The sequence below is a fragment of the Allobosea sp. Root670 genome, from assembly GCF_001429415.1.
GTDB lineage: Bacteria > Pseudomonadota > Alphaproteobacteria > Rhizobiales > Beijerinckiaceae > Allobosea > Allobosea robiniae.
The window spans coordinates 93,385-107,386 of sequence record NZ_LMJU01000016.1; the positions used below are offsets into that span (position 1 = coordinate 93,385).

A 14,002-nucleotide genomic window follows, 5' to 3' on the forward strand; every position below is an offset into this window, starting at 1 on the left:
CGCGACGGGCCACCGCGCCCTCATGCGGCGGAGACGGCCGTGCGGTTCTGCAGGCGCGAGACCAGCCGCACGAAGGGCCAGAACATCAGGAAATAGACGATCGCCACCGCGATCAATGGCGTCGGATTGTAGAGCAGGCCCTGGGCAAGCTGGGCCGAACGCAGCAGTTCCTGAAGTGCAACGGCGGATGCGATCGAGGTCTGCTTCACCAGCTCGACCGTGTTGCTGATCAGGTCCGGCAGCACGTTGCGCGTGCCCTGCGGCACCACGACATGGATCATGCTCTTGTACCAGCTCAAACCCGTGGAGCGGGCCGCTTCGCGCTGGCCCCTCGGCACGGATTCTATGCCGGCGCGGAAGATCTCGGCGAAATAGCTCGAGCCGTTCAGCGTCAGCGCCAGCACGGCGGCCGTGAACTCGTTGAGCTTCAGGCCGAGGAAGGGCAGGCCGAAGAAGATGAAGATCAGCAGCACCAGCGGCGGGATGGCCCGCATCACGTCGACATAGGCGATCAGCAGGAAGCGCAGCAGCCGGTTCGGCACGTCCTGCGCCATGGCGATGGCGATACCGCTGACGACCGAGAGCGGCACGGCGACGGCGGCTAATGCCAGCGTCATCCAGAAGCCCTGCAGCAGCAGCGGCCAGACCTGCTTGAGGACGTCGATATTGAGGAAGGTCGTGACGAGATCGTCCATCATGACCTCGGATGCGCATAGGCGCGTTCGAGCCAGCGCGTGAAGCGCACGAAGGGCAGGAACAGCACGAGGAAGAGCAAGGCGCCGACGGTCAGCGCGGTCGGGTTGGCGACGTTGGACTGGATGCTGGAGGTCACGTTGAGCAGCTCCGGCACGGCCACGACCGAGCCCAGCGTGGTGCCCTTGCTGATGCCGATGGCGCGGTTGGTCAGGGGCGGGATCGAGATGCGCACCACCTGTGGCAGGATGATGTAGGCAAGCGTCTTGCTGAAGCTGAGGCCGGTCGAGCGCCCGGCTTCCCATTGTCCCTTATGCACGGCGTTGATGCCGGCCCAGAAGATCTCCTCGGCGAAGGCCGAGAGCACGATCGCCAGCGCCAGCACCGTCGCTGTGATGGGCTCCAGCACCAGCCCGAAATAGGGCAGCGCGAAATAGGCCAGCACGATCAGGACGAGCTGCGGGATCGAGCGGAAGAAATCGATATAGAAGATGATCAGCCAGTTCAGCGGCCGGATGCCGTATAGCCTGAGGATCGCCAATGCGAGGCCGAGCGGGATGCCGATCAGGACCGTCAGGATCGACATCTGGACGGTGATCAGGAAGCCGCGCAGGATGTCCGGCCAATAGGCCGACATCAGCGAAAAATCGAAGAAATAGCGGACGATCTGATCCATGCGCCGTCAGCCGTGCGAGCGCATCACGAAGTCGCGGATGCGCTGGTGCTGCGGGTTGATCAGGATCTCCTGCGGCGTGCCCTCGGCCAGGATCGCGCCATGGTCCATGAAGACGACGCGGTCGGCGACGTCGCGCGCGAACTTCATCTCATGGGTCACGACGATCATGGTCATGCCCATGTCCTTGGTCCGGACCATGACGTTGAGGACTTCGCCGACGAGTTCGGGGTCGAGCGCCGAGGTCGGCTCGTCGAAGAGCATGACCTGCGGCTCCAATGCCATGGCGCGGGCGATGCCGACGCGCTGCTGCTGACCGCCGGACAATTCGGCCGGATAGGCATCGGCCTTGTGGGCGAGGCCGACGACTTCGAGATGGTGGCGGGCCTTCGCCTCGGCCTCCTGCTTGCTCAAGCCGACGACCTTGCGCAGCGCGAGCGAGACGTTCCCCAGCGCCGTCTTGTGCGGGTAGAGATGGATACCCTGGAAGACCATGCCGATGCCGCGGCGCAGGCGGTCGAGATCGACCTTGGGGCCGGTGACCTCCTGCCCGCCGAGGCGGATCGTGCCCGCCGTCGGCTCCTCAAGCCGGTTGATGCAGCGCAGGCAGGTGCTCTTGCCCGAACCGGAGGAGCCGACGATCACGACGGCCTCGCCCTTGCCGACCTTGAGGTCGACACCGCGCAGAACCTCGACATTGCCGAAGCTCTTGCGCAAGCCCTCGATCGAAACGATCGTTTCGGAAGGCGTGGCCGTCATGGCGGGCGCTGAGGTCACTTGCAGGCGGCCTTGTGCGGGGTCGCGTCGTAACCCTCGAAATCCGGCGCGCCGATGCCCGGATAGACCTTGGCGCTGGAGGAATCGGCCGCCGGCTTCACGCCGAACCACTTCTCATGGATCGCGGCCAGCGTGCCGTCGCTCTTGATGCATTCGAGCGCGGCCTCGACCTTGGCGCGGAACGCCGCGTCCTCCTTGCGGAAAGCGATGCCGAAATTGTTGCCGCTGTTGAGCACGAAGGCGACCTCGGCCATCGGCGTCTGCGTCGAGACATAGCGCGAGACCGGGACGTCGGCGACATTGGCGAAGGCGCGCCCGATCATCACGGCCTGCACGGCGTCGGCATTCTTGTTGTAGCGCTGGATGGTGTAGCCGTATTTGGCTTCGTTGTCGGTCAGCCACTTGTCGGAGATCGAGCCGTTATTGACGGTCAGCGCCTTGCCCTTCAGCTCCTCCAGATTGGCGATCTTGGCGCCCTTCTTGACGAGGAAGCCGAGGCCCGTCGGCATATAGGGCTCGCTGAACAGCATCTGCGCGGCGCGGTCTTTCGTGATGTTGGTCGGCGCCGGGATCATCTCGTAGCGCTTGGAGAACAGGCCCGCGAAAATCGCCGAGAAATTGGAATCCGTGACCTCGACGCCGGGGCGCCCGAGCTGCTTCGCCAGCGCAGCGGACATGTCGTAGGTGAAGCCCGTCGCCTCGCCGGCCGGCGTCTTGAAGCAGAACGGCGCGAAGCCGAGATCGCAGGCCACCTTCAGCTTCTCGCCCTGCGGATGGTCGGCATCCTGCGCCAGGGCCGGCATGGCGAGCATGGCGCCAAGCACGGCGCCCGCTGCAAAGGCACGTGTCAGCTTGATCGAATTCAGCTTCATCTTTCCCGCTCCCGTTATACGTTGTGGCTACGCCGCGATTGCTGCCCCCTGTCCCTGCAACAATCCGGCCATGTCCAAGGGGAGCCTAACAGGGCGAAATCATGCCCAGCCAATCATTTATTGTCGGGTGGCCATAACCTGATGTTAAGTTCCGGCCTCACCGTCCTCGCCGGAGGCGGCGGGAGGCGACGGCACCAGGCCGCGCAGGATATCGACGAAAGCACTCGCCGTGCGTGACAGCGGCTCGAAGCGCGGCGTCAGCAGATGGGCGCGGACGCGCGTCTTGGGTGCGAGCGGGCGCGACACCAGTTCCGGCCAGGTCCGCCCACGCAGCACGAACTCGTCGACGACCCCGACACCCGCCCCCGCACGCACCATCGCGCAGGCGACCGGCGTGAAGCGGACAACGGTGCTGATCCTGAGCGGCGCGGATTTCAATGTGAGGGCACGCCCGACGACATCGCCATAGGGCGTCTGCGGCCCGAACCCGATCAGCGGATAAGGCGCGAGATCGGCCGGGCGGACCACGCGCAATCGCGCCAGCGCATGGTCGCGCGGCATGATCACCATCAGCCGCCCTTCCGTCAGGATCTCCGTATTGAGCGTCGGCTCGTCGACCGGAATGATCGAGACGCCGAGATCGGCACGGCCCGCCACGACCTTGGCGACGACCTCCAGAAGCGTCAGCACCTCGAACTCGACGCGCAGGTCCGGGAAGCGCTCGCGCAGCCGCGCGATGGCATCCGGCACCAGCGCCTGGCCGACGCTCGGGCTCGCGACGATCCGCACCGAGCCTGTACCGCGCTCGCGCAATTCCTCGGCGAGCTCGTTGACCCTGACCACGCCCTGATGGACCTGGTCGACCTCCTGGAACAGGCGGCGCGCCTCCGGCGTCGGCTGGACGCGGCCGCGCACGCGCTCGAACAGGCGCAGCGCCAATCGGTCCTCGGTATAGGCCAGCAGGCGGCTGATCGCCGGCTGCGAGACCGAGAGCAGGCGGGCCGCACCGCTGATCGAGCCGGTGATCATGATGGCCCGGAAGACTTCGATCTGCCGGAGATTGAGACGCATGGCGATAACATCCGTTTATGGTCGGCCGCATAATAAGCATGATTCATTTCGCGCCTAGCGCTCTAAGCTCGACCTCGTGCCGGTAACGACCGGCTCGACAGAGCATGGCGCGAAAAAGTGGGAACCGGTTTTTCGCTTCAGCAATGCTCCCAACCAAAGCAGGGTGAGGCCGGCCGATGAGACGCTTTCTGACGAGCAGGGATGTCGAGGCCGCCGTGGCCGGCGGGTCCGTCTTCGCAGCGGGCGGCGGCGGCTGGGCTGATCACGGCCGCATGCTCGGCACAGCCGCGGTCAATACCGGCAGGCCCGAGCTCGTCACCATGGACGAGATTCCCGACGACGCGATCATCGCGACCGCCGCTGCCATCGGCGCGCCCGGCGGCACGACCGAGTGGGAGATGTGGGGCATCGACTACGTCAAGGCCGTGCAATTGCTGCAGGAGGCGCTGGGCAAGCCGATCTACGGCCTGATCATCGGCCAGAACGGCATGTCGAGCACGCTGAACGCCTGGCTCCCGAGCGCGATCCTCGGCGTCAAGGTGGTCGATGCCGTCGGCGATATCCGCGCCCATCCCACCGGCGACATGGGCTCGATCGGCCTCGCCAACAGCCCGGAAGCGACAATCCAGGTCGCGGTCGGCGGCAACCGCTCCAAGAACCAGTACATCGAACTCGTGACACGCGGCGCGACCGCCAAGATCTCGCCGATCCTGCGTACGGCGTCGGACATGTCCGGCGGCTTCATCGCCTCCTGCCGCAACCCGGTTTCGGCGGCCTATGTCCGCAAGAACGCCGCGCTCGGCGGCATCTCGATGGCGCTGGCGCTGGGCGAACGCATCCTCGCCGCCAAGCCGAAGGGCGGCAGCGCGGTGATCGACGCGATCTGCGACGAGACCGGCGGCTCGATCATCGCGCGCGGCACGGTCGTGAAGAAGGACGTGCGCTACACCAACGAGGCCTTTGACATCGGCACGATCCAGGTCGGGACCGGCGCCGCCGCCCGCGTCATCCATGTCATGAACGAGTACATGGCGGTGACCGATCCCGACGGCACCCGGCACGCCTGTTTCCCGGACGTGATCACCACGCTCGACGCCGACGGCCAGCCGGTCAGCTCCGGCCATGTCCGCGAGGGCATGGAACTCTCGGTGCTGCGCGTGCCCAAGGACAAGATCCCGCTGAGCTCCAGCGTCACCGATCCCAGCGTCTATCCGATCGTCGAGAAGGCGCTCGGCATGAACTTCACCGATTACGCGCTCGGTCGCGAAGGCTGAGCACACATTCTTCCGCCTCCCTCCCGCAGGATCAACCGGATACCCTGACATGAGTGATTTCGATCTCGTCCTCCGCGGCAATATCGTGCTGTCCGACCGGATCATCGAGGATGGCTATGTCGCCGTCAGCGGCGGCAAGGTCGGCAAGGTCGGCCAGGGCACGCCGCCGGCAGCCCGCGAAACCCAGGATTTCCGCGGCCAGTGGATCATTCCCGGCGTTATCGACGGGCAGGTCCACTCGGGCAGCCAGGCCAATCACGAGGGCATCGGCATGTGCTCGCGGGCTGCGGCGGCGGGCGGCGTCACCGTGATGGTCGACATGCCCTATGACGAGCCGGAGCCCGTCACCAGCGCCAAGCTCTTCAACGAGAAGGTCGCGGTGGTCGAGCGCGACGCCCATGTCGATGTCGCGCTCTACGCCACGATCACCATCGAGAACGGGTTGCATGCCATTCCGGGCCTCGTCGAGGCCGGCGCCTGCGCCTTCAAGTTCTCGACCTTCGAGGCCAACCCGACGCGCTTCCCCCGCATCGGCGACGACACGCTCTACGAGGCCTTCAAGCTGATCGAGCCGACCGGGCTGCTCTGCGGCGTCCATAACCAGGACCAGGAGATGACCCGGCGCAATATCGCGAAGCTGATCGAGGCCGGCGATACCGGCCCGGACGCCTTCCTGCGCGCCCATCCCCCGCTCGTCGAGAACCTCGCCACTGCCCGGATCTACGAGATCGGCGCCGAGACCGGGGCGCGTGCGCACGCTGTCCACGTCTCGACCTCGCGCGGCTTCGAGATCTGCAACATGTACAAGCAGGCCGGGTACAAGGCGACGGTCGAGAGCTGCGTGCAGTATTTCATGCTCAATGCCGAGGAGCACGGCCCGCGCTTCGGTGCCAAGATCAAGCACTACCCGCCGATCCGCCCGAAGGCCGAGAGCGACCTGCTCTGGAGCCATCTCGCCGCCGGCCACTGCGACTTCATCTCGTCGGACCACGTCTCCTGGGGGCTGGAGAAGAAGGGCGATCCGATGATCTTCAAGAACACCTCGGGCGGGCCCGGCATCGAAACCCTGCTGCCGGCGCTCTGGACCGGCTGCGAGGAGCACGGCCTGTCGCCGACCATCGTGGTGAAGCAGCTCTGCGAGGGTCCGGCCAAGGCCTTCCTGCTCGCCGACAAGGGCCGGCTCGAAGCCGGCGCCGATGCCGACATCACCGTGCTGGAGCCCGGCCGCTTCATCCATGACCCCAGCAAGAGCCTCGCAGCCGTGAAATGGAGCTCGATGGAGGGCCGCGAATTCCGCGTCCGCGTCGCCGCGACCTATGTGCGCGGCCAGCTCGCCTGGGACGGCAAGGAGATCCGCAACAAGGCCGGCGACGGCCGCTTCCTGCGCCCGGCGGCGTGACCGTCATGTCGATCGATCAGGACCGGCTCTGGCGCCGCATCGAGGCTCTCTCCGGGATCACCGACCCGGAGCGTCCCTGGACGCGTCGCTCCTTCACCCCGCGCTTCCTGGAAGGGCGCGAATGGCTGGCGGCGGAGTTCCGCGAAGCCGGGCTGGAGACTGAGCTCGACGCGGCCGGCAACCTGATCGGCCGGCTCGCTGGCGCCGATCCAAGCTTGAAGCCGATCCTGATCGGTTCGCATTCCGACACCGTGCCCTCGGGCGGGCGCTATGACGGCATTCTCGGCGTGCTCGCCGCGCTGGAAGTCGCACAGAGCTTCAGCGAGCGCGGGGACCGCCTGCGCCATACGCTGGAGGTCGTCGATTTCCTGGCGGAGGAGCCGAGCGAATTCGGCCTCTCCTGCGTCGGCAGCCGCGCGCTCGCGGGAACGCTGAGCGAAGACCATCTGGCAATGACCCGCCCCGACGGCATGACGCTTTGCGAGGGCATCGCTTTCGTCGGCGGGCGGCCGGAGGCGCTGGCCTCGGTCAAGCGGCCGGCAGACGGCATCGCGGCTTATGTCGAGGTCCATATCGAGCAGGGCCGCGTACTGGAGAACGAGCGCATTCCGATCGGCATCGTCACCGATATCGTCGGCATCCGCCGCGAGCGCATCATCGTCACCGGCCGGGCCGACCATGCCGGCGCGACGCCGATGCCGCTGCGGGCCGACGCGCTGGTCGGCGCCGCGAAGCTCATCGAAGCCGCCTACAAGCGCGCGCTTTCGACCGCGCGGGACAACCAGCCGCTGGTCGCCACCTTCGGGCGCATCGAGGTCAGCCCCAACGCCTCGAACGCCGTGCCGGGCGAGGCGGTGATGACGCTCGAAGTCCGCTCCGGCAACGAGGCGGCGGTGAAGGCCTTCGGCGAGGCCTTGGTGCGCGACCTGCGCCCGGCCCTCGAAGAACTGCGTCTCACCATCGCGGTCGAGCCGATCAGCCATGTCGCGCCGACGGCCTGCGCGCCGGAGGTTCGCTCGGCCATCGCCAATGCGTCCGCCTCGCTGGGCCTCGCCACGCGCGACCTGCCGAGCGGCGCCGGCCATGACGGCGTCCACATCGCCCATATCGGCCCGGTCGGAATGCTCTTCGTGCCCTGCCTCGAAGGGCGCAGCCATGCTCCGGAGGAATCGATTACGCCGGACCAGGCCGGCGACGGCGCCCGCGTGCTGGCCGAGACAGTGCGCCTGCTCGACGCGCAGCTGGGCTGAGGCGATGGACTGGGCCGCAAGCGACCTTGGGGAGCGCGATCTCTACAAGCTCCTCGTCAACACGGTGCTGCCCCGTCCGATCGCGCTCGTCACCACGGTCGACGCGGAGGGACGCGCCAATGCCGCGCCGTTCAGCTTCTTCAACGTGTTCAGCCATGCGCCGCCACTGGTCGTGCTCGGCATCGAGGGACGCAGCGGCGCGGCGCCGCTGAAGGACACAATGCGCAATATCCGCGAAACCGGCGGCTTCGTCGTCAATCTCGTCGACCGGGCGATGGTCGCGGCGATGCAGGTCTGCGCCATCGATTTCCCCTCCGAGATCGACGAGATCGCAGCGGCCGGGCTCGATATCGCGGCGAGCGCCAAGGTCGCGGCGCCACGGCTCACAGCCTCGCCGGTCCAGCTCGAATGCCGCGAGACGGTCTCGCTCTCGCTCGGCACGCGGCATCGCAATCTCGTCGTCGGCGAGATCGTGCATCTTCATATCCGCGACGGCATCGTCGACGAGCGGCTGCATGTCGATATCGACAAGCTCGACCTCGTCGGCCGGCTGCATGGCGCCGACTGGTATCTCGGCCTGGGGGACCGCTTCCAGGAGCCGCGCCGGACGCTGGACGACTGGCGCGAACGGGTCCGCCCCACCATTCCAGAAGGAGAGGCCTCGTGAGCGGCACGATCTACGTCATCAACCCGAACTCGACCGAGCGCGTCACGCGGGGCATCGATGAGGCCATCGCGCCGCTGCGCATGGCCGGCGGCCCGGCGATCGAATGCCTGACACTCGCCGAGGGGCCGCCCGGCATCCAGTCGCAGCGTGATGTCGACGGACTGATCCCGGCCCTGCTCAAGCGCGCCGCTGGCCTTGAGAACGAGGCCGCCGCCTTCGTCGTCGCCTGCTTCTCCGATCCCGGCATGCATTCACTGCGCGAGCAGAGCACGAAGCCGGTGCTCGGCATCGCGGAATGCGGCGTGCTGACAGCGCTGACGCTCGGCCAGCGCTTCGGCATCGTCGCCATGCTGCAGAATTCGATCCCGCGGCATCTGCGCTATCTCGGCGCCATGGGCATGATGGACCGGTTCGCCGGCGACCTGCCGGTGAACCTCACCATCCAGGAGATGGCCGACGAACGGATTACGCTGGAGCGGATGATCGGCGTCGGCCGGACCTTGCGCGACACGCACCATGCCGATGTGCTGGTGATGGGCTGCGCCGGCATGGCGCGCTTCCGCGAGCCGCTGGAGCGCGAGCTCGGCGTACCCGTCGTCGAGCCGACGCAGGCCGCGGTGACCATGGCGATCGGGCGCGTCCGGCTGGGCTGGGGCGGGCGCTCTCTGGCCGAGAGCTGAAATCGCTTATCGCGGATAAGACTGAATAGCATTTGCAATAGATGTCTTCGCAACCACGCCTTCGGCCGCACCATCAATCAGCGTGCCAACGGCGCCCCGCACAGCAAGGCCGGAAGGTAATCAGGCCTGTCGGGCGCAGTGCTCGCCCGACGGGAAAGAACCTCTTCATCCGGGCAGATGATTGCCCTTCCACCAGCAACTGAGGACCACCATGGCTCTGCTCAATGAGACCGCTGACGGCGTCTACGTCATTGCGGTGACGCCCTTCACCGAGACTGGCGCACTCGATCTCGACAGCACCGATCGCATGGTCGATTTCTACCTGGAGAAGGGCGCGACCGGCCTCACCGTGCTCGGCATGATGGGCGAGGCCCCGAAGCTGACGGCGGAGGAATCCCACATCTTCGTGCGTCGCGTGCTGAAACGGGTGGATGGCCGCGTGCCGGTCGTCGCCGGCGTCTCGGCAGCGGGCTTCGCTGCGATGGCCGAGCTCAGCGAGAGCGTGATGGGCGACGGCGCGGCCGGCGTCATGGTCGCTCCGCCCTCCAATCTGCGCACCGACGACCAGATCGTCTCCTATTACGCGATGGTCGCGGAGACCCTGGGCGCGAAGACGCCCTTCGTCCTGCAGGATTTCCCGCTGGTCACGCAGGTGCAGATCACGGCGGCCGTGATCCTCAAGATCATCGCCGCGCATCCGTCCTGCGTCATGCTCAAGCACGAGGACTGGCCGGGTCTCGCCAAGATCTCGGCCCTGCGCGCGGCCAGTGACAAGGGCGGCCGACGCATCTCGATCCTCGTCGGCAATGGCGGCATGTTCCTGCCGGAGGAACTGTCGCGCGGTGCCGACGGCGCCATGACCGGCTTCGCCTATCCCGAGATGATGGTCGATGTCTGGAAGGCGCATGCTGCCGGAAACGTTGAGCGGGCACATGACCTGTTCGACGCCTATCTGCCGCTGGCACGCTACGAGCAGCAGCCCGGCCTCGGCCTCGCCATCCGCAAATATACGCTGGCGAAGCGCGGCGCGATCGCCGCGGCCACCCTGCGCAAGCCGGGTGGGGCATTGTCCAAGGCGGATATCGCCGATATCGAACGGCTCGTCGCGCGGCAGGAGCGCCGCCTCAAGGAGATCGGCTGATGGATCTGGGACTTGCCGGAAAGCGCGCCCTCGTGCTGGGCGCCAGCCGCGGGCTCGGCGCGGTGATCGCGCAGACGCTCGCTGCGGAGGGCGCGACGGTGATCGCCGCCGCGCGCAGCAGCGATGCGACCGAGAGCTGGATCGCCGGCCTGCCGGCCGAGCAGCGCGGCCGTGCCAGCTCCGCCAAGCTGGATCTCACCGATCTCGCTTCGATCGATGCTCTCGCCGACAAGCTGATCGCGGAAGGCGGCGTCGATATCCTGATCGGCAATTCCGGCGGCCCGCCGCCGGGCGAGGCACGCGATGCCAAGCGCGACGACTGGCTGAAGCACTTTGAAGGGATGGCCGCCAACCTGTTCCATCTGACGCAGCGCCTGCTGCCGGGGATGACGGAGCGCGGCTTCGGCCGCATCGTCACCATCGCCTCCTCCGGCGTCGAACAGCCGATTCCGCGGCTTGCTCTCTCCAACGGCATCCGCGCCGCCGTGATCGGCTGGTCGAAGACGCTGGCCTCGGAGGTCGCGGGCAGCGGGGTCACGGTCAATGTCGTGCTGCCCGGCCGCATCCATACCGAGCGCGTCGACCAGCTCGACGATGCTGCGGCAGCTCGCAGCGGCGGCACGCGCGAGGCCGTGGCCAAAGCCTCTATCGCGACGATCCCGGCCGGGCGCTACGGCAAGCCGCAGGAATTCGCCGATGTCGTCACCTTCCTCGCCAGCGAACGCGCGAGCTATGTGACGGGCGCGAAAATCCGCATCGATGGCGGGTTGATTAGGGGAATTTAACACCCTGGCGTAGGTGCGGGTCAATCGCCGTTTCCCGCACCTTCACCTGCAATGGCGGAGTAGGCCAGCGCTTTGAATGGCCATTCCGGGCAAGCACTCTGTGCCGGGATCGATAGCGCTTCTCCGTGAGGCCGATCGGGAGATCGCGTCGGGGGAGCGGCCAGCGGCGGATCGCTTTTCCGACTCAGCGCGGCAGCCGGTCAAGGCGCACTGTGCCGCTGAGGCCATCGCCGCTCAAGGCCAAGGTGTCGCCCTCGAACAGACCGATGAACTGCTGCCCCCCGATTGTGAAAACCGCCATGCGCTCCGTGATGTTTCGAATGATCAGCGCGTCCCGCTGGAAGGGTTTTGCGAAGTCGTCGACCCCGCCAAACAGGCGTTCCATGTTCAGAAGGACCACGTCCCCCTCGCCCTGCGCGAGACCATCCATTAAACGCACTGAATGTGGTGCCGCCGGCGCCTCCGTACCCAGGCAGATCGGCCCTAGACGAGCAGCGCATATCGTACCCGCGGCGCAAGGCCAAAAATCAGCCGACCTAGCCTTCTGAGCGCAAACGATGATCGACGGTCAGCACGACCTGCCGCTCATCCAGCGGGCGAAGGCTCTCGGGATCAGCCGAGGCCGGTCCACTATCTGCCTAGCACGGCAGCCCCACTTTCGGCAGGAACCCTGCTCGCCTGGGACGCCATGAAGATCATGTCGCGTACCGCCTGCCGGCCGTTTTCTCTCGGTCGCGACGGCCTCATGCTCGGTGAAGGTGCCGGCATCCTCGTGTTGGAGACGGAGGCCCATGCGCGCGACCGCGGGCTCATTCCTGCGATCGAGGTCGCTGGCTTCGGCTTCAGCGCCGATGCAGGCGATATTGTCGCGCCCAATCTCGACGGCATGACGCGCGCCATGTCCCTCGCGCTGGCCGATGCGGGGCTACAGGCTGGCGACGTTGCCTATATCAATGCCCACGGCACCGGGACCCGCGCGAATGACCGTGCCGAGACGCAGGCGCTGAAGCGCCTGTTCGGCGACCGGCCCGTGCCCCCGACATCATCGATCAAGGGCGTGACCGGCCACGCGCTTGGCGCCGCCGGAGCCTTCGAGGCGATTGCGACGATCATGGCGATCGAGAACGGCATCGCCCCGCCGACCGCCAATTTTGATGCAGCGGACCCGGAATGCGACATCGACTGCATCCCTCATCAGGGCCGTGCGATGCCGATCCCGGTCGCCATGTCGAATTCCTTCGCATTCGGCGGGCTCAATACCGCGCTCGTCTTCAAGGACATGCGATCGAATTGATGGCTTTCGGCAAGCTTGCAGCCGGACTCAAGCCGCGCTTTCGGCTTCCCTGCCCTCCGGCGCGGCGATGCCACGGCCGACATCGACATAGGTGAAGCCCTTCTCGCGCACCTGCTCGGCGCGATAGACATTGCGGAGGTCGACGAGAACCGGCGCCGCCATCGCTGCCTTGACCCGGTCGAGGTCGAGCGCGCGGAAGATGTTCCATTCGGTCACGATGACCGCCGCGTCGGCGCCCGCCACGCATTCATAGGCGTCGCGGCAATAGGTGACGCCCGCCGGCAGCACAGCCTTCGCCTGCTCCATACCCTCCGGGTCGTAGGCGCGGATCGTGGCGCCGCCGTCCATCAGGGCGGTGACCACCGCGATCGAGGGCGCGTCGCGCATGTCGTCGGTATTCGGCTTGAAGGTGAGACCGAGCACCGCGATCGTCTTGCCCCGCACCGAGCCGCCGCAGGCCGCGACCACCTTGCGCCCCATCGCCCGCTTGCGCTGCTCGTTCACCGCCGCCACCGTCTCGACGATGCGCGAAGGCGTGCCGTGATCCTGCGCCGTCTTGATCAGCGCGAGCGTATCCTTCGGGAAGCAGGAGCCACCATAGCCCGGCCCGGCATGCAGGAACTTGCCGCCGATACGGTTGTCGAGCCCCATTCCGCGGGCAACGTCCTGGACATTGGCGCCGACCTGCTCGCAGAGATCGGCGATCTCGTTGATGAAGGTGATCTTCGTCGCCAGGAAGGCGTTGGCCGCGTATTTCGTCAGTTCCGCCGTGCGCCGGCCGGTGTTCAGGATCGGCGCGTTGTTGAGATAGAGCGGTCGGTAGATATCGGCCATCACGGCGCGAGCGCGCTCGTCATCCGTGCCGACGACGATTCGGTCCGGCCGCTTGAAATCCTCGATCGCCGCGCCTTCGCGCAGGAATTCCGGGTTGGAGACGACGGCGAAATCGGCATCGGGCCGGAGCTCGCGGATGATGCGCTCGACCTCGTCGCCGGTGCCTACCGGCACCGTCGACTTGGTCACGATCACCGTGTAGCCACTGATCGCCCCGGCGATCTCGCGGGTCGCGGCGTAGACATAGGACAGGTCGGCGAAGCCGTCGCCGCGGCGCGAGGGCGTGCCGACCGCGATGAAGACCGCATCGGCACCCGCGACCGGGCCGGCGAGATCCGTCGTGAAGGACAGCCGTCCCGCCGCCGCGTTGCTGCGCACCAGATCCGACAGGCCGGGCTCGAAGATCGGGATCTCGCCGCGCTTCAGCGCCGAAACCTTGCTCTCCAGCTTGTCGACGCAGACGACCTCATGGCCGAAATCGGCAAAGCAGGCGCCGGAGACGAGCCCGACATAGCCCGAGCCCACCATCACGATCTTCATCGTTTGCTCCTTGTATCAAGCGCTCCCGGCAACGTATCAAGCGCTCCCGGCA

General features: G+C 66.8%; 15 protein-coding genes. 8 read left to right on the forward strand and 7 right to left on the reverse strand.

The window, feature by feature from the left end:
- Positions 1–20: 20 nt before the first annotated feature.
- From ASE61_RS15835 to ASE61_RS15855, 5 genes are all read right to left on the reverse strand, one after another.
- Complete coding sequence (locus ASE61_RS15835) at positions 21–695, reverse strand: amino acid ABC transporter permease (protein WP_061968489.1); 675 nt, start codon at positions 693–695, stop codon at positions 21–23.
- On the reverse strand, positions 695–1,369 hold the full coding sequence (locus ASE61_RS15840; RefSeq protein WP_061968490.1) for an amino acid ABC transporter permease: 675 nt from the start codon (positions 1,367–1,369) through the stop codon (positions 695–697). Before ASE61_RS15840 ends, ASE61_RS15835 begins: the two co-directional genes overlap by 1 nt.
- 6 nt (positions 1,370–1,375) lie before the next feature.
- Complete coding sequence (locus ASE61_RS15845; RefSeq protein WP_061968491.1) at positions 1,376–2,125, reverse strand: amino acid ABC transporter ATP-binding protein; 750 nt, start codon at positions 2,123–2,125, stop codon at positions 1,376–1,378.
- Between the two features lie 14 nt (positions 2,126–2,139).
- On the reverse strand, positions 2,140–3,015 hold the full coding sequence (locus ASE61_RS15850; protein WP_244492871.1) for a substrate-binding periplasmic protein: 876 nt from the start codon (positions 3,013–3,015) through the stop codon (positions 2,140–2,142).
- Positions 3,016–3,159: 144 nt separating this feature from the next.
- Positions 3,160–4,086 carry a LysR family transcriptional regulator gene (locus tag ASE61_RS15855; RefSeq protein ID WP_061968493.1) on the reverse strand — a complete coding sequence of 309 codons (927 nt, stop codon included), beginning with the start codon at positions 4,084–4,086 and terminating at the stop codon, positions 3,160–3,162.
- Positions 4,087–4,262: 176 nt separating this feature from the next.
- Here ASE61_RS15855 and ASE61_RS15860 point away from each other — a divergent pair, with 176 nt between their 5' ends.
- From ASE61_RS15860 to ASE61_RS15890, 7 genes are all read left to right on the forward strand, one after another.
- Positions 4,263–5,360 carry a DUF917 domain-containing protein gene (locus ASE61_RS15860; protein ID WP_061968495.1) on the forward strand — a complete coding sequence of 366 codons (1,098 nt, stop codon included), beginning with the start codon at positions 4,263–4,265 and terminating at the stop codon, positions 5,358–5,360.
- 49 nt (positions 5,361–5,409) lie between these two features.
- Positions 5,410–6,759, forward strand: coding sequence for a dihydroorotase (locus ASE61_RS15865; RefSeq protein WP_061968497.1), 1,350 nt, complete (start codon positions 5,410–5,412; stop codon positions 6,757–6,759).
- Between the two features lie 5 nt (positions 6,760–6,764).
- Complete coding sequence (locus tag ASE61_RS15870; protein ID WP_061968498.1) at positions 6,765–8,009, forward strand: Zn-dependent hydrolase; 1,245 nt, start codon at positions 6,765–6,767, stop codon at positions 8,007–8,009.
- A 4-nt stretch (positions 8,010–8,013) separates the two neighbouring features.
- Positions 8,014–8,676, forward strand: coding sequence for a flavin reductase family protein (locus ASE61_RS15875; protein WP_082617465.1), 663 nt, complete (start codon positions 8,014–8,016; stop codon positions 8,674–8,676).
- Positions 8,673–9,356 (forward strand): aspartate/glutamate racemase family protein, encoded by a 684-nt coding sequence (locus ASE61_RS15880; protein WP_061968500.1) that lies wholly within the window; start codon positions 8,673–8,675, stop codon positions 9,354–9,356. Before ASE61_RS15875 ends, ASE61_RS15880 begins: the two co-directional genes overlap by 4 nt.
- Before the next feature lie 211 nt (positions 9,357–9,567).
- On the forward strand, positions 9,568–10,497 hold the full coding sequence (locus tag ASE61_RS15885; protein WP_061968502.1) for a dihydrodipicolinate synthase family protein: 930 nt from the start codon (positions 9,568–9,570) through the stop codon (positions 10,495–10,497).
- On the forward strand, positions 10,497–11,282 hold the full coding sequence (locus tag ASE61_RS15890; protein WP_061968504.1) for an SDR family oxidoreductase: 786 nt from the start codon (positions 10,497–10,499) through the stop codon (positions 11,280–11,282). Before ASE61_RS15885 ends, ASE61_RS15890 begins: the two co-directional genes overlap by 1 nt.
- Positions 11,283–11,466: 184 nt before the next feature.
- Here the strand turns inward: ASE61_RS15890 and ASE61_RS15895 are convergent, their stop codons facing one another.
- Positions 11,467–11,682, reverse strand: coding sequence for a hypothetical protein (locus tag ASE61_RS15895; protein WP_156407117.1), 216 nt, complete (start codon positions 11,680–11,682; stop codon positions 11,467–11,469).
- Between the two features lie 234 nt (positions 11,683–11,916).
- On the opposite strand from ASE61_RS15895, the gene ASE61_RS15900 reads away from it, so the two are divergent.
- Positions 11,917–12,576, forward strand: coding sequence for a beta-ketoacyl-[acyl-carrier-protein] synthase family protein (locus ASE61_RS15900; protein WP_274532880.1), 660 nt, complete (start codon positions 11,917–11,919; stop codon positions 12,574–12,576).
- A gap of 27 nt (positions 12,577–12,603) precedes the next feature.
- Here ASE61_RS15900 and ASE61_RS15905 read toward each other — a convergent pair whose 3' ends face one another.
- Positions 12,604–13,950 (reverse strand): UDP-glucose dehydrogenase family protein, encoded by a 1,347-nt coding sequence (locus ASE61_RS15905; RefSeq protein ID WP_061968509.1) that lies wholly within the window; start codon positions 13,948–13,950, stop codon positions 12,604–12,606.
- Between the last annotated feature and the right edge of the window lie 52 nt (positions 13,951–14,002).

Excerpts from the sequence above, each read along its gene's own strand:
- ASE61_RS15850 (WP_244492871.1), bottom strand. The coding sequence starts at position 3,015 with ATGAAGCTGAATTCGATCAAGCTGACACGTGCCTTTGCAGCGGGCGCC.
- ASE61_RS15860 (WP_061968495.1), top strand. The coding sequence starts at position 4,263 with ATGAGACGCTTTCTGACGAGCAGGGATGTCGAGGCCGCCGTGGCCGGC.
- ASE61_RS15835 (WP_061968489.1), bottom strand. The coding sequence starts at position 695 with ATGGACGATCTCGTCACGACCTTCCTCAATATCGACGTCCTCAAGCAG.
- ASE61_RS15905 (WP_061968509.1), bottom strand. The coding sequence starts at position 13,950 with ATGAAGATCGTGATGGTGGGCTCGGGCTATGTCGGGCTCGTCTCCGGC.
- ASE61_RS15865 (WP_061968497.1), top strand. The coding sequence starts at position 5,410 with ATGAGTGATTTCGATCTCGTCCTCCGCGGCAATATCGTGCTGTCCGAC.
- ASE61_RS15840 (WP_061968490.1), bottom strand. The coding sequence starts at position 1,369 with ATGGATCAGATCGTCCGCTATTTCTTCGATTTTTCGCTGATGTCGGCC.
- ASE61_RS15875 (WP_082617465.1), top strand. The coding sequence starts at position 8,014 with ATGGACTGGGCCGCAAGCGACCTTGGGGAGCGCGATCTCTACAAGCTC.
- ASE61_RS15845 (WP_061968491.1), bottom strand. The coding sequence starts at position 2,125 with ATGACGGCCACGCCTTCCGAAACGATCGTTTCGATCGAGGGCTTGCGC.
- ASE61_RS15885 (WP_061968502.1), top strand. The coding sequence starts at position 9,568 with ATGGCTCTGCTCAATGAGACCGCTGACGGCGTCTACGTCATTGCGGTG.
- ASE61_RS15890 (WP_061968504.1), top strand. The coding sequence starts at position 10,497 with ATGGATCTGGGACTTGCCGGAAAGCGCGCCCTCGTGCTGGGCGCCAGC.
- ASE61_RS15855 (WP_061968493.1), bottom strand. The coding sequence starts at position 4,086 with ATGCGTCTCAATCTCCGGCAGATCGAAGTCTTCCGGGCCATCATGATC.
- ASE61_RS15870 (WP_061968498.1), top strand. The coding sequence starts at position 6,765 with ATGTCGATCGATCAGGACCGGCTCTGGCGCCGCATCGAGGCTCTCTCC.